The 13,736-nt window shown below is 74.1% G+C and carries 12 protein-coding genes and 1 pseudogene; 6 read left to right on the top strand and 7 right to left on the bottom strand.

What is annotated here, in order from left to right:
• Window positions 1-12: 12 nt before the first annotated feature.
• Entirely contained in the window at window positions 13-783 is a 771-nt protein-coding gene (locus FXF68_RS14535) for a class I SAM-dependent methyltransferase (protein WP_148759533.1), read from the bottom strand.
• Window positions 784-1,149: 366 nt separating this feature from the next.
• On the opposite strand from FXF68_RS14535, the gene FXF68_RS14530 reads away from it, so the two are divergent.
• From FXF68_RS14530 to FXF68_RS43855, 5 genes are all read left to right on the top strand, one after another.
• On the top strand, window positions 1,150-1,746 hold the full coding sequence (locus tag FXF68_RS14530; RefSeq protein WP_187412417.1) for a sigma-70 family RNA polymerase sigma factor: 597 nt from the start codon (window positions 1,150-1,152) through the stop codon (window positions 1,744-1,746).
• 8 nt (window positions 1,747-1,754) lie between these two features.
• Window positions 1,755-2,051, top strand: coding sequence for a mycothiol system anti-sigma-R factor (rsrA, locus tag FXF68_RS14525; protein WP_148759532.1), 297 nt, complete (start codon window positions 1,755-1,757; stop codon window positions 2,049-2,051).
• Between the two features lie 20 nt (window positions 2,052-2,071).
• On the top strand, window positions 2,072-2,998 hold the full coding sequence (locus FXF68_RS14520; RefSeq protein ID WP_148759531.1) for an NAD-dependent epimerase/dehydratase family protein: 927 nt from the start codon (window positions 2,072-2,074) through the stop codon (window positions 2,996-2,998).
• Between the two features lie 556 nt (window positions 2,999-3,554).
• The gene (locus tag FXF68_RS14515; RefSeq protein ID WP_148759530.1) at window positions 3,555-4,967 is read left to right on the top strand and encodes an HD-GYP domain-containing protein; all 1,413 of its coding nucleotides are present in this window, start codon (window positions 3,555-3,557) and stop codon (window positions 4,965-4,967) included.
• Between the two features lie 9 nt (window positions 4,968-4,976).
• Window positions 4,977-6,326: an HD-GYP domain-containing protein gene (locus FXF68_RS43855; RefSeq protein ID WP_148759529.1), complete on the top strand. Its 1,350-nt coding sequence runs from the start codon at window positions 4,977-4,979 to the stop codon at window positions 6,324-6,326.
• 14 nt (window positions 6,327-6,340) lie between these two features.
• Here FXF68_RS43855 and FXF68_RS14505 read toward each other — a convergent pair.
• A pseudogene (locus FXF68_RS14505) lies at window positions 6,341-7,738 on the bottom strand (bifunctional copper resistance protein CopD/cytochrome c oxidase assembly protein); the annotation flags it as partial.
• A 531-nt stretch (window positions 7,739-8,269) separates the two neighbouring features.
• Between FXF68_RS14505 and FXF68_RS14500 the strand changes: the two are divergent.
• Window positions 8,270-9,703, top strand: a complete 1,434-nt coding sequence (locus FXF68_RS14500) for an SPFH domain-containing protein (RefSeq protein WP_148759527.1) — start codon at window positions 8,270-8,272, stop codon at window positions 9,701-9,703.
• Here FXF68_RS14500 and FXF68_RS14495 read toward each other — a convergent pair.
• From FXF68_RS14495 to FXF68_RS14475, 5 genes are read right to left on the bottom strand one after another with little or no spacing between them, the layout of a single operon-like run.
• Window positions 9,666-10,904, bottom strand: a complete 1,239-nt coding sequence (locus tag FXF68_RS14495; RefSeq protein ID WP_148759526.1) for a cytochrome P450 family protein — start codon at window positions 10,902-10,904, stop codon at window positions 9,666-9,668. The two genes, FXF68_RS14500 and FXF68_RS14495, sit on opposite strands and share 38 nt — an antisense overlap.
• Window positions 10,901-11,500, bottom strand: coding sequence for a GTP-binding protein (locus FXF68_RS14490; protein WP_148759525.1), 600 nt, complete (start codon window positions 11,498-11,500; stop codon window positions 10,901-10,903). The genes FXF68_RS14495 and FXF68_RS14490 overlap by 4 nt, the downstream gene beginning before the upstream one ends.
• The gene (locus FXF68_RS14485) at window positions 11,478-11,882 is read right to left on the bottom strand and encodes a DUF742 domain-containing protein (RefSeq protein ID WP_148759524.1); all 405 of its coding nucleotides are present in this window, start codon (window positions 11,880-11,882) and stop codon (window positions 11,478-11,480) included. The genes FXF68_RS14490 and FXF68_RS14485 overlap by 23 nt, the downstream gene beginning before the upstream one ends.
• Entirely contained in the window at window positions 11,879-12,310 is a 432-nt protein-coding gene (locus FXF68_RS14480) for a roadblock/LC7 domain-containing protein (RefSeq protein WP_246178690.1), read from the bottom strand. The genes FXF68_RS14485 and FXF68_RS14480 overlap by 4 nt, the downstream gene beginning before the upstream one ends.
• A complete protein-coding gene (locus FXF68_RS14475) occupies window positions 12,307-13,656 on the bottom strand; it encodes an ATP-binding protein (protein ID WP_187437924.1) in 1,350 nt (449 codons plus the stop codon). The genes FXF68_RS14480 and FXF68_RS14475 overlap by 4 nt, the downstream gene beginning before the upstream one ends.
• Window positions 13,657-13,736: the final 80 nt, after the last annotated feature.

Genomic DNA, 13,736 nt, shown 5'->3' with positions numbered 1-13,736 from the left:
GGGAACCGCGTGTCAGCGGGGGCGGACGGCGCTCGCCAGCAGGTGGATGCCGAGCGACTCGTCCGGGTCGGGCGCGTTCAGCTCGGTCCGGACGAGCCGCGCCAGCGCGCGCGGCGACTCGGCGAGGACGTGCTCGACCGTCGACGGCGACAGCACCGTCCGGGGCCTGACCCACTCGACCTCAAGGCCGGCGTCCGCGAGCAGCTCGCGGAGCTGGTGGGCGGAGAACGAGCGGGTGATCGTCCCGTCCGGCCAGGGGACGAGGACGACCTCCGCGCTCGGCACGTCCGACAGGTGCGCCCAGTAGTTGCGCTCGGCGAGCAGCGCCATCCCGAGGGTGAGCGAGTCGACGCAGAGCAGGACGCGCCCGCCGGGCCGCAGCACCCGCGCGAACTCCGCGACGGTGGCCTCGGTCGCGAGGTGCCGGGACAGCACCCGGTTCTCGGCGATCACCGCGTCCACGGCGCCGTCGGCGAGGAAGGCGAGCGCGCCGCTGTCCCCGACGACCGGGACCACGGTCCCCTTCGGCGCCCGCCCCGCCGGACGGCCCGGATCCCCGGCCGCGCCCGGATCGCGCACTTCGAGGACGCTGTGCCCCGCCTCGGCGGCCGCGGCCGCGCAGCGGCCCCCGGAGACGTCCAGCACCCGGGACGGTCTTCGCGGCAGCCAGCGCGTCAGCTGGGCGGCCGCGACGGCCCAGTAGAACGTCCAGTAGCGCGCCAGGGAGTCCCCGGAGACGTCGCGCAGGCTGGCGATGGTGGGCTCGGAAGGTCGCGCCGGCACCGGTAGCAACGCTTTGCTCCTGTTCTCGCCATATATGTCAGTTCTTTCCCCGTGAAGGTGCGGGCATCACCCTCCGTGCAGGACGGGGAGAAACATCCGGTTCCGTCCGGCACGCGGGCGCGCGGACGGGGAATCCGCGGCGGCGTCACGGTGTTGCACCGTCTCACAACCCCTGTTCGACGGAGGTGCGCACCGATGACCACGGCCGTGGCCGACCAGGAGCGGTTCGCCGGGGCGGCGCCGCGCGGCGCCGCACGGGCACCCGCCCGCGTGGGAAGGCCCCGCGGACCGATACCCTCTGTGGGATACGACGCCGGCGGCCCGCCGAAGAATTCGGCGAAGGCCGGGGGCGCCACAGCCGAGGGGGTGGGTCAGGTACAGGGCACCACGGAGACCGTGGAGCAGCGCCAGGAGCGGTTCCAGCGCGACGTGCTCCCGTTCTTGGACCAGCTTTATTCGGCCGCGCTGAGGATGACGCGCAACCCGGCCGACGCCGAGGACCTCGTCCAGGAGACCTTCGCCAAGGCGTTCGCGTCCTTCCACCAGTTCAAGGAGGGCACGAACCTCAAGGCGTGGCTCTACCGGATCCTGACCAACACGTTCATCAACTCCTACCGCAAGAAGCAGCGCCAGCCGCAGCAGGCCGCCACCGACGACATCGAGGACTGGCAGATCGCCCGCGCCGAGTCGCACACGTCCAGCGGGCTGAAGTCCGCCGAGGCGGAGGCGCTGGAGCACCTGCCCGACTCCGACGTCAAGCGGGCGCTGCAGGAGCTGCCGGAGGAGTTCCGCATCGCCGTCTACCTCGCCGACGTCGAGGGGTTCGCCTACAAGGAGATCGCGGAGATCATGGGCACGCCCATCGGCACCGTGATGTCCCGGCTGCACCGCGGCCGGCGGCAGCTGCGAGGCATGTTGGAGGATTACGCCGAGGATCGCGGGCTTACCCGTGCGAAAGGGTGAGTGAAGCCATGAGCTGTGGCAATCACCACGAGACCCCCTGCGACGAGGTGCTGGCGCGGGTCTACACCTATCTCGACGGCGAGCTCGACCAGGGCGGCTGCGGCGAGGTGCGCCAGCACCTGGACGAGTGCGGCCCCTGCCTGCGCGAGTACGGCCTCGAAGAGGCGGTCAAGAAGCTCGTGAACAAGTCCTGCGCCTGCGAGCAGGCGCCGACCGACCTGCGCGCCAAGGTGCTCGGCCGCATCGAGGAGATCTGCGGCGAGATCAGGGCGACCGGCGGCGCCGAAAAGTCCGGAAGCGTCTGAGCGCCGGTATCGTTCTGCGGGTGCTCGCACTCGTCACCGGCGCGGCCGGGTTCATCGGCTCCCATCTCGTCGACCGGCTGCTCGCGGACGGCCACGAGGTCATCGGCGTGGACGACTTCTCGTCGGGCGCGAACGTCCAGCCCGGGGTGGAGCTGTGGGAGATGGACGTCGCCGACCCTTCGCTCGTCGAGAAGGCCGCGGTGCGGCGGCCCGAGGTGATCTGCCATCTGGCCGCGCAGGTCAGCGTCCGGGTGAGCGTGGCCGACCCGCTGCGCGACGCCCGGACGAACGTGGTCGGCACCGCGAACGTCCTGGAGGCGGCCCGCGCGGCGGGCTCCCGCAAGGTCGTGTTCACGTCGAGCTGCGCGGTGTACGGGGTGCCGGACGCGCTGCCCGTCCCGCCGCACGCGGAGCTGCGGCCCGCGTCCCCCTACGCGGCGTCGAAGGTCTCCGGCGAGGTGTACGCGGAGATGTACCGGGCCCTGCACCGCGTCGACTTCACGACGCTGACGCTGGCGAACGTGTACGGGCCGCGGCAGACGCCGGAGGGCGAGGCGGGCGTCATCTCGATCTTCACGGACGCGCTGCTGGCCGGGCGCCCGACCCGGGTGTACGGCGACGGCACCCAGACCCGCGACTACGTGTACGTCCTGGACGTGGTCGACGCGTTCGCGCGCGCGGCGGGGGAGCGGGGCGGCGGCCTGCGGCTGAACGTGGGCACCGGCGCCCAGACCACCGACCGCGAGCTGCACTCCCTCGTCGCCGCGGCGGCGGGCGCGCCGGACGACCCGGAGTTCGCGCCGCCCCGGCTCGGCGACCTGCCCGCGATGGCCGTCGACCCGGCGGCGACCCGCGACGCGCTCGGCTGGGAGCCGCGGGTGGCGCTGCCGGAGGGGCTCGCCGCGACCGTCGCCTGGGCGCGCGACCGCGCCGCCGACCCCGGCTGACGACCGTCGCCTGGGCGCGCGACCGCGCGGCCGACGCCCTCGCCGAATGGTGTGACGTCGGCGTTTTGCCTTCCATTTATCGAGGCTCCGCGCGCCCCATTCCGAGTGCACGTGCATTCAGGTGTGCATTCAGTCGTGCATTCTGTCGTGCAGCTCGTTTGCGCGGACACGTTAAGTGCATTCCGGAGGGACAATTGATCACCTAAGGTGACGATTGGTTCACGCTTTGCTCACGTTTTCCCGCATGCCTGTGTGACCTCGGCACCGCGCGTTAGGCTTGGGCCGAAATCAGCGACGGGAGCACGTGCGCCACCGCGAATTCGGGGTATGTGCTCGCCCGGGCGGGCCCGCTCCCCGGCGGCCGGCCCGTGGCCGGACGGATCGGAACGCGGGGGGAGGCAGGAGAGCCATGCTCAAGCGCGTGACACCGGCGGGAGACCGCCGGCACGCCTCGGCGGCGTCGCTGATGATGCCCGAGGGCGTGTCCTGGGTCTAGGTGCCGGCAGGCACGCGGAGCCCGGCGGCGGCCCGCCATTCGTCATCCCGAGGGGCGGCAATGCGTGGACTACCTCTCGCTGCCTGGGCGTACGTATGCGGTGTGGTCGCGCTCGCGGCCGGGCTCATCGCGACGTCGTCCTTCGCCGAGATCGACTGGTTCGTGCTGGCGGTGCTGGCGGTGCTCTTCCTCGTCTGCGACTCCGCGCCCGCGCGGCTGAACCTCGCGCGGGCGAGGGTGTCGATGAGCTTCGCCGCGAGCCTCGCCTCGGTCGTGCTGCTGGGCCCGGCGGGCGCGGCCCTGCTCGGCTTCTGCGCCGTGGTCACCGGGCAGCGGTTCTTCGCCCCGGTCAAGCGGCTCTTCAACGGCGCGCAGCTCGCGCTCAGCGGCTTCGTCGCCGGGACGGTCTTCGACCTGCTCGGCGGCGACGGCTTCGACGCCGAGCAGCCCCGCTGGGTGGAGGGCGTCATCGGCCCGTTCCTCGGCGCGCTCGTCACGTTCGTCGTGGTCAACCTGACGCTGATGGCCGGCGTCCTGCTGCTCAGCAGGCAGGCCGCGCCGCGCGAGCTGCTGCACGAGTCCGGGCAGCTCGCGTTCGGCTGCCTCGGCTACGGCATGGTCGGCCTGCTGATCGCCGGGCTGTGGCCGGGCGTCGGGCCGTTCGCGGCGGTGCTCGTCCTGCTGCCGCTGTTCATCGCGCGCTGGGCGATGGACCAGGCGTACGCGCAGCAGCAGGCGCACGCCGCCACGCTCGCCGCGCTGTGCCAGGCCGTCGAGACCAAGGACTACTACACCCGCGGCCACTCCGAGCGCGTCTCGCGCGGCTCGGTGATGATCGCGCAGGAGATCGGGATGCGCGCCGACCGGGTCGAGGCGATCCGCTACGCCGGGATGCTCCACGACGTCGGCAAGCTCGGCGTCCCGACCAAGGTGCTGCAGAAGAACGGGCCCATGACGGAGGAGGAGTTCGCCGCGATCCAGTTGCACCCGATGCGCGGGCTGGAGATCGTCCGCGAGATCGGGTTCCTGGACGAGGCGCTCGCCGGGATCATGCACCACCACGAGAAGATGGACGGCCGCGGCTACCCGATGGGCCTCGCGGGCGACGAGATCCCCGAGTTCGCCCGGGTTATCGCCGTCGCGGACGCGTTCGACTCGATGACGTCCACCCGGTCCTACCGGCCCGCCCGCAGCGTCTCCGACGCGGTGGCGGAGCTGCGCCGCTGCATGGGCGACCACTTCGACCCGGTGATGGTCGAGGCGTTCCTGCGGGCGCTGGAGCGCGACCCCTGGACGCCGCCCGACCCGGTCGTCCTGCCCGACGACGACGTCGTCGAGACCACCCAGCAGGACCACGACGACCCGAGCGCGCCGCTGCGCGTCGCGGGCGACCCCGCCAATGACAGGGCGAGCGACCCCGCCGGTGACCCGGCGGGCGACGGGGTGCGCCCCGGCGACGGGGCACGGCGGTGATCGCGCGCCATGGCGACTGACACGGCGGGGGAGCGGCGGGCCGCCGGGGAGCGGCCCGCCTGGCAGACGATCGACTCCGGTCAGCTCCTGCTGATCGCGACCGCCGGGCTGTTCGTGATCGTGGCGATCGCGCAGGTCGCGGCGGCCGGGCTGCGGCAGCCGAACGTCGCGATCATCTTCGGCGTGCTGGTCGCGCTCGGCGAGCTGTTCCGCATGGTGATGCCCGGCAACCGGGAGGTCGCGCCGATCGCGGCGGCGGGCGCGATGGGCTACGCGCTGCTCGTCGGCGTCGGCCCGGAGGGCGCCGCGCCGGACGCGCCGCTCGGCGTCGTCCCGGCCGACCACTCGGCGCTGCAGGTCGTCGCGGTGACGGCGGTCGGCATGCTGGTCGGCTCGCTGCCGCACGTCGCGGTCGGCCGGATGCCGCGCCCGGACGCGATGGCCCGCCGCCTGTTCAACGTCGCGGTCGTCGCGCTGTGCTTCCGCCCCGTGCTGTCGCTCGACCTGCCCTGGCAGGCGGTGCTCGCGGTGATGGGCCTCGTCGTGGTCGGGTCCTGCTTCACCGACGTGCTGATCGCGGCGATGATCCGGGCGGAGGCCGTCCGGGCCAGGTTCGGCATCGCGCTGCGCGACGAGATCGACGCCAAGCTCGCGCTGTGCGCGGCGACCAGCGCGACCGCGATGCTGATCGCGGTCGCGACGACCGCGATGGGCGAGGCCGCGCTGCTGGTCTTCACGGTGCCGATCCTGGTGACGCAGTTCGCGTTCCGCCGCTACGCGGGCATCCGCGCGACCTACCTCCAGACGGTGCGGGCGCTGTCGCGGGTCACCGAGGTCGGCGGCTACGTCGAGACCGGGCACTCGCGGCGGGTGTCGCAGCTCGCCGTCGCGATGGGCCGCGAGCTCGGCATGTCCGAGGAGGAGCTGCTCGAACTGGAGTACGCGGCGCTCATGCACGACATCGGGCAGCTGTCGCTCGGCGACCCGATCCCGGGCGGGGCGACGGTGCTGGCGTCCCCGGCCGAGCAGCGCCGGATCGCTGAGCTGGGCGCCGAGGTCATCAAGCAGACCGGTGTCCTTGACCGGGTGGCGCACATCGTCCAGCTGTCGTCCCACCCGTACCGGACGGGGCCGGAGCCCGCCGCCGGCGACGGAGACGCGGCGCGGCCGATCCCGCCGCCGCTCGCCGGGCGCATCATCAAGGTCGCGAACGCCTACGACGACCTGGTCGGCGACTCGTCCGACCGCGACCGGGGCGCGGCCGTGCTGGAGCGGCTGCGGCTCGACTCCGCCGCCGAGTACGACCCGACCGTGGTGGAGGCGCTCAGCCGCGTCGTCGACCGGCGGCCCCGCCAGTAGCGGCGTCGCCAGTACCGGCGCTGCGCCTCCGCGACGGCGAGGGTGACGGCGGCGGACAGCGTCCAGAGGAGGAGCGCGCCGAGGCGCTGGTCGTGCAGGGGCGGCGGGCCCCAGCGGCGGCCGAGGTCCTCGTACCAGCCGCCGAGCACGGTGCCGTCCCGCAGGAGCGCGATCCCGGCGACGGCGTGCAGCGGCAGGACGGCGAACGGCATCAGCGTCCCGGCCGTCCCGTGGAAGTACGCGAGCCCGACCGCGAGGAACAGCGCCAGCGCGAGCGAGTGCAGCGCGTGGTTGGCGAGCGACGCGCCGAAGAACGGCGACACGTACCACCCGTAGAGGGTCAGCGGGAGCAGCGCGGACGCGGTGATCGGGTGGGCGAGCGCCCGCACCGCCCGGCTGCCCGCCGCCTTGGCGAGGAGCCGCGCGTTGTCGCCGCGCAGGGCCCGCGACGCCAGCCGCAGCGGCGCGCCGTACAGGAGCAGCGGCGGGGCGGCCACCCCGACGAGCACGTGCTGGACGGCGTGCGCGCTGAACAGCACCATGCTGTACCGGGACAGCCCGCCGCAGGTCGCGAGCAGGACGACCAGCAGGCCCGCCGTCCAGGACGCGGTGCGCCGCCACGGCCAGTCGCGGACGCGGGCGAGGCCCGTCCCGTAGAGCACGGCCCCGGCCGCCACCAGCACGGCGAACAGCGGATCGGGCCACCAGTCGAGCAGGTACGGGCGGACCCCGGGCGGGCCGGGCAGCGGGAAGCCGAGCCGCAGGGCGACGGCGTCGAGCGTGCCGGGCGCGTTCTCCGGCGGCGGCGTCCTGGACAGACCGGTCGCGAGCGCCATCGTCGCCGCCATCACGAGGATCTCGGCGGCGGCGAGCCGGACGAACCCGCGCGTGCCTCCGCTGTTCGGAAGCGCGCCGTCCCGCAGCGCGGGGAGGGTGGCGCGCCGGTGCCACCAGCCGAACGCGCCGAGCACGGCGAGCGCCACGGCCTTCGCGACGACGAGCGTCCCGTACCGCGACCCGAGGTGGACGCCGCCGAGCCGCACCCACGCGTTCACCGCGCCGCTCACCCCGACGACGAGGAACGACCCGAGCGCGAGCGAGCTGTACCGGCCCGCGACCTCCGCGAGCCGGACGTCCGGCGCGACGGTGACGAGCGCGACGAGCCCGCCGATCCACAGCGCGACGCCGCCGACGTGGGCGATCAGGCTGTAGACGGCGAGCGCGTGGTTCGAGGCGTTCGCCGCGTGGCCGGTGAGCAGCGGCGGGAGCAGCCCGGCGAGCGCGCCGGCCAGCAGGTACCCGGCGGCGCGCGGCGCGCCGGGCAGGCTCGCCGCGACGGCCAGCGCGACGGCGGCGGCGAGGACGAGCAGCAGCGCCCGCCCCTGCGGCAGCTCGACGAGGAACGTCCGCATCATGCCGCCGGTGAGGCCGGACGGGCCCGTCCCGAACAGGTCGAGGACGGTGAACACGATCAGCGCGAGCGTGCACAGCGCCCAGAGCAGCGCGGTCACCGACGCGCCCCGCAGGCACCGCCGGACGACCGGCGACGGCTCCCGGACGAACACCACCGCCACCAGCAGCCACCCGACCGTCAGCACCGCCGCCGCGTTCCCGCCGAGCTCGGCCACCGACAACCCGGCCTTGGTCAGCGCCCCGGACTGCGAAAGACCCGGCGTCGCGGACGCGCTGAACGCGCCGCCGACCCGCACCACCACCGCGAGGACGACCAGCGCGAGCGCCGCGGCACCGATGGCGAGCATCGTCCGATCGGTCACCGGGGCGGTGGCCGGGGGCGAGGTCGGCGAGGTCGGGGGCGGGGTCGGGGGCGAGGCCGGGGGCGCGGGGCGCTCGTGCGTCGTCACGGCCGGACATACGCATAAGGCCGTCCGAAAGGTTCAGGCCGCATTAAGGTACCGCCAACCGATCAAGCGGTGAGGAGCGGGATGAACGCCCCTGATCAAGGCAGCAACACGTATCTGGAGAAGGTCGTCGCGCAGCAGGCGGAGCTGGAGGGCGACCTCAGGGCGAGGCGCTCGTCGTCGGCTCCGGCGCCGTTCGCGCCGGGCGCGGTCCCGCCGCCCCCCGGTCCGCTCGCCAAGCGCGACCGCGCCCTCGGCGGCGGCGCGTCGGCGGGGGAACGTTCCGCGCCCGGCCCGGTGGACGTCCGGATCAGCGGGTTCTGGCGGTGGAAGAACGTGCTCGTCCCGCCGAACGCGTTCGTCGTCCACACGCGGCGCGGCCGGAGCGAGCCGCTGCACATCGGGCTCGGCGTGTCGTTCCGGTTCAACCCGTCCACGGACTCGTTCCTCGTGGTGCCGGGCGCGACGCAGACCATCCTGATCAACGCCTACTGCATCTGCCGGGAGCTGCAGGGCGTGCTCGTCCAGGGCTACGTCCAGTGGATCATCCAGGACTTCGGGACCGCCTACCGCAAGCTCGACTTCGGCGACGCCGACGACCCGATGCGCCTGGTCAACCTCCAGCTGCGCGAGCAGGCGGAGGCCGCGATCAAGGACAAGGTCGCGACGATGGGTGTCCGGGACGTCCTCAGCGACAAGCAGCCGATCATCGAGGAGCTGACCGCCCGGCTGCGCGGCGTCGCCGAGGGGCAGGAGGGCGACGAGGGGCTCGGGCTCCGGATCGTCACCGTGCAGATCAAGGAGGCGGTGGTCAGCTCGTCCCGGCTCTGGGAGAACCTGCAGAAGCCGTACCGGGCCGAGCAGGGCCAGATCGCGCGGCTCGCGGAGCTGGAGGCGGAGGAGGCGGTCGCGCAGCGCGAGATGGCCGCCGCGCGGATCAAGGAGACGCAGCGGCTCGAACACGAGCGGGAGCTCGCCGAGCTGCGCGCCCGCAACGAGTCGCGGCTGTTCGACACCGAGGCCGCGGAGAAGCTGCGCCGGACGAAGCGCGAGCACGACGACACCCGCGAGGTCGCCGAGCTGCAGACCGAGACGACGCGGCACGCGCTGCTGATGGAGCGGGAGCGGCACGCCGAGGAGGCCGAGACGGGACGGCTGCGCATCGAGCGCGACCACGAGCTGGCCCGGCTCCGCGCCGAGGGCGAGGCCGCCGTCGCCGAGCTGCGCGCCCGGTCCCGGCACGAGCAGGAGCTGCTCGACCTGGAGCGGGAGGGCGCCCGCGCCGCGCTGGAGAACGAGCGGACGCCCGCCGCCCTCCAGGCCCGGCTGATCACCGAGCTGCCGCACATCATGGCGCGGCTGCCGAAGCCGGACGAGCTGCGCACGATCACCGTCAACGGCGTCGACCAGACCAGCGTCGCCGGGCTGGTCACGCAGCTCGCCGCCGTCGTCGGCGCGCTCCGCGCCGCCGCCGGGGACGCTACCGGCGACCCGGGTCGGCCGCGGGCGGGAACCTGACGGGCAGCGCGGTCAGAGCCCGGTGGAACGGGCCAGGACGCCACTCCAGCTCCTCGGCCGGGACGGCCAGCTCCATCTCCGGCACCCGGTCGAGGAGCCGCTCGATGGCGACCGCCGCGATCAGCCGCGAGTGGCCCTTGGCCGGGCAGGAGTGCGGGCCGCCGCCGAAGGCGAGGTGCGCCCGGTTGCCCGTCCGGTCGCCGGACGCCCGCGACGGGTCGGTGTTCGCCGCGGTGTAGCCGATGATGACGGGCTGGTGGGCGGGCAGCCGGTGGCCGCGGAACTCGGTGTCCCGGCGGGGGAAGGTCGGGCCGCAGTTGGAGATCGGCGGGTCGGTCCAGAGGACCTCGTCCAGCGCGTCCTGGACGGGCAGCGTGCCGCCGGACAGCCCGCCGAAGAACCGGTCGTCCGACAGCAGCAGCCGCAGCCCGTTCGCGACGAGCGAGTTCAGCGGCTCGCTGCCGGACGCGAACAGCATCCCGATCTGGTTCGCGGTCTCGTCGTCGTCGAGCGCGGCCGGGTGCCGGATCATCCAGGACGTCACGTCCCGGCCCGGGTCCGCCTTCCGCAGCGCCACCAGCTCCTGGATCGCCTCCGAGAGCACCGCGAGGGACCCCTCCGGGTCGGCGCCCTCGATGATCCCGGCCATGCCCCGCTCGTACCGGTCCGCCAGGTCCCGCGGGCAGCCGAGCATGTCGGACAGGACGAGCAGCGGCAGCGGCCGCGTGTACTGGTCGATCAGGTCGGCCTCGCCGTCGCCCGCGAACCCGTCGATGAGGGCGTCCGCGCTGGTCTCGACGTACCGGCGCAGCTCGGCCGGGTGGACGCGGCTGAGGCTGTCGACGATCGCCGACCGGAACCGCGCGTGCACGGGCCCGTTGGTGGCGAGCGCGTTCGGCCGGGCCATCAGGATCGGCAGCACCGGGCACTCCGGCCCGACCTCCTCCTCCCACTCGGCGCTGCCGCGCGGGAAGCGGCCCGGGTCGCGCATGATCTCCAGCGCGGCGTCGTACCCGACGACCAGCGTCGCGGGCACGCCGGGCGCCAGCTCGACGGGCGCGAGCTCGCCGTGCGCCCGCGCCAGGTCGTAGACGCGGCCGGGGTCCCGCGTGAACTCCGGCCCGTACATCGGGATGCGCCCGGCGTCGTAGGCGGTGGGTTCAGGGCGGTCGGCGGTGTGCTCGGGGCTTTCCGCGGTCACTGCTTCTTCTCCCGGGTGGTGGTCACGAGGTGGTCGACGAGCGAGATCAGGGCCTCGGTGGACGACCTGCGGTCGCGGGCGTCGCAGTTGACGAGCGGCGTGCCGGGCGCGAGGTCGAGGGCCTCGCGGACCTCCTCGTCCGGGAAGCCGGGCGAGCCGTCGAAGTGGTTCACGGCCACCGCGTACGGGAGGCCCTGCTTCTCGACGATGTCCATGACGGCGAACGACTGCTCCAGCCGCGCGGTGTCGACGAGGACCAGCGCGCCGAGGGCGCCGCGCGCCAGGTCGTCCCAGAGGCGGTTGAAGCGCTGCTGGCCCGGCGCGCCGAACAGGTACAGGACGATCTCGTCGCTGAGGGTCAGGCGCCCGAAGTCGAGCGCGACCGTGGTGGTCGTCTTGTCCTTGATCCCGGCGAGGTCGTCGACGGTCGCGCCGGCCTGCGTCATCCGCTCCTCGGTGCGCAGCGGGCGGATCTCCGACAGCGTTCCGACGAACGTGGTCTTGCCGACCGCGAAGTGCCCGACGATGAGGATCTTGACGGACGTCCGTACGGTGTCGCGCAGGTAGGGCGTCTCAGAGACGAGCCCGGAGTCCATCGAGCACCTCCTGGAGGAGCGAGACCTGGGACGGCTGGACCGCGGCGGCGGGGGCGCCGGCGCGGGTGCTGACATGGCCGCTGTCCACCAGGTCGGACAGCAGGACCTTGGTGAGCCCGACGGGCAGGCTCAGATGACCGGAGATCTCCACGACCGACAGCGCGCCGCCGCGGCACAGCTCCACGATGCGGACCTTCTCCGGGCTGAGGCCGGTGAGCGGCGGGCCGGTCCCCGGTTTCGCCGCGGGCCCGGCCCGGCCCGGCGGATCGCCGGTGGCGATGACGAGGGTGACGAGGTCGAACACGTTGCGGGACGGGTGCGCCCGCCCGCCGGTGACGACGTGCGGACGGACGAGCGCCCGCTCGTTCCGGCGCGGCGTCATCCGGGTCGGCCCGCCCCCGGCCGCGGCGGGCTCGTCATCTCCTTGCCGAGCCGCTGGACGAGTTCCTGCAGCCGGAACGACACGGTCTCCATGTCCACGTGCTGCGTCGCGGACACGGCGAGGTACGCGCCCGGCCCGGCGGCGACGAGGAACACGTAGCCGTCGTCGAACTCGTTGACGGTCTGCCGCCACGTCGTGCCGGGGTCGCCGCAGAACTCGGCGGTGCTGCGGGCGAGCGACTGCAGGCCCGCCATGCCCGCGGCCTGCCGCTCCGCCTCGTCCCTGCCGATCCGCTCGGAGTGCGCCATGAGCAGGCCGTCCGCGGAGAGCAGGATCGCGTAGCGGGTCTCCGGCATGCGGAGCGCGTCGTCCAGCATCCAGCCGAGCCGGTTCGTACCGTCGTCCATCGCGCCGTTCCCCTCGTTCATCGCCGCTGCTCTCCGCCCGCCGGGCCGGGCGCCTCGTCGCCGGGGGCGTCGCCGCCGGGCGGCGTGGTGGCGCGGCCGGACCGCGTCCCCCGCTGCCAGGCGCCGAGGCCCTTCGCCGTCTCCCGCGCGGGCCGGGCGGGCGGCGCCGCCTCGTCCGCCCCGTCGGCGGGTGTGTCGGCGGGGGGCTCGGCGGCGGGAGGACGTTCGGCGACCGCGACGCGGCTGCGCTTCGGCAGGCCGCCCGCCGTGGACGCGGTGCCGCCCGTCGTGGACGCCGCGGCCGTCGCGACCGTCTTCGGCGCCGGGCGCGGCGCGGCGGCGGGCACGGGCTCCCGGTCGTCCGGGACGTTCGTGAGCAGCGCCGACGGCACGAACACGACGGCGCGCACGCCGCCGTAGGGGGAGCGGGAGTCGACCGACACGCGGAAGCCGTAGCGGGCGGCGAGCACCCCGGCCACGGCGAAGCCGATCTGCGGCGGGTCGCCGAGCCGGTGGATGTCCACCGACGCCTCGCCGGACAGCAGCTCGGACGCGCGCTGCAGCTCCTCGGCGTCCATCGCGACGCCCGCGTCGTCGATCATGATGGCGACGCCGTTGTGCGTGGAGCGGAAGTTGACCTCGACGGTGGTGTCCGGACGGGAGTGCCGCGCGGCGTTGTCGAGCAGCTCGGCGAGCGTCAGCACGACCGGCTCGACGGCCCGGCTGGTCACCGCCGAGTTGAGCGCGCCCTCCAGGTTGACGCGCAGGTAGTCGCGGATGCGGGAGGTGGCGCCGCGCACCACGTCGGTCAGCGAGGACGCCGAGCGCTGCTGCCCCGGCCACGACCCGCACAGCACGGCGGTGGCCTGGGCGCGCCGTCCGAGCTGGGCGTTCATGTGGTCGATGCTGAGCAGGCCCGCCAGCACGTCCGGGTCGTCGTGCCGGTCCTGCATGGTGGAGATGGCGAGCTGCTGCTCGTTCGCGAGGCTCTGCACGGCGCGCATCATCGCCCGCAGCGTCGACTTCGCGGACTGGTCGGCCTGCTCCTTGACCTGCTCCGCCGACCCGGCGAACAGGTCCATCACGGTGCGCAGGGAGTGCGCGAAGGCGGGCGCCTCGCGGTCCACGTCGTGCAGCGGGCCGACGAAGCGCGCGCCCGGGTCGCCGAGCGACCGCACGAGCTCCGGCAGCCGGACGTCCGCGAGGTGCCGCAGCTCCCGGTCGCGCAGCTCGACGCCGCGGGCGAGGACGGCGTTCTGCGCGCGCAGGAGGTCGGCGGCGCGGCGCTGCTGGACGAGCAGGACCGCGGTCGCGATCCCGGCGCCGGCCACGAGGACGAACGCCGTCGCGAAGAGGAAGGGCTCCATCAGATCCTCGGGTGCACACGAATGGGCGAGGCGGGCCGTCGCGGTCCGCCTCTCGGCCGGGGGGTGGGTTCCGGGCGCAT

This window comes from Actinomadura decatromicini (genome assembly GCF_008121305.1).
GTDB classification, from domain to species: Bacteria; Actinomycetota; Actinomycetes; order Streptosporangiales; family Streptosporangiaceae; genus Spirillospora; species Spirillospora syzygii.
This window is presented reverse-complemented; position numbering and strand designations above follow the sequence as displayed.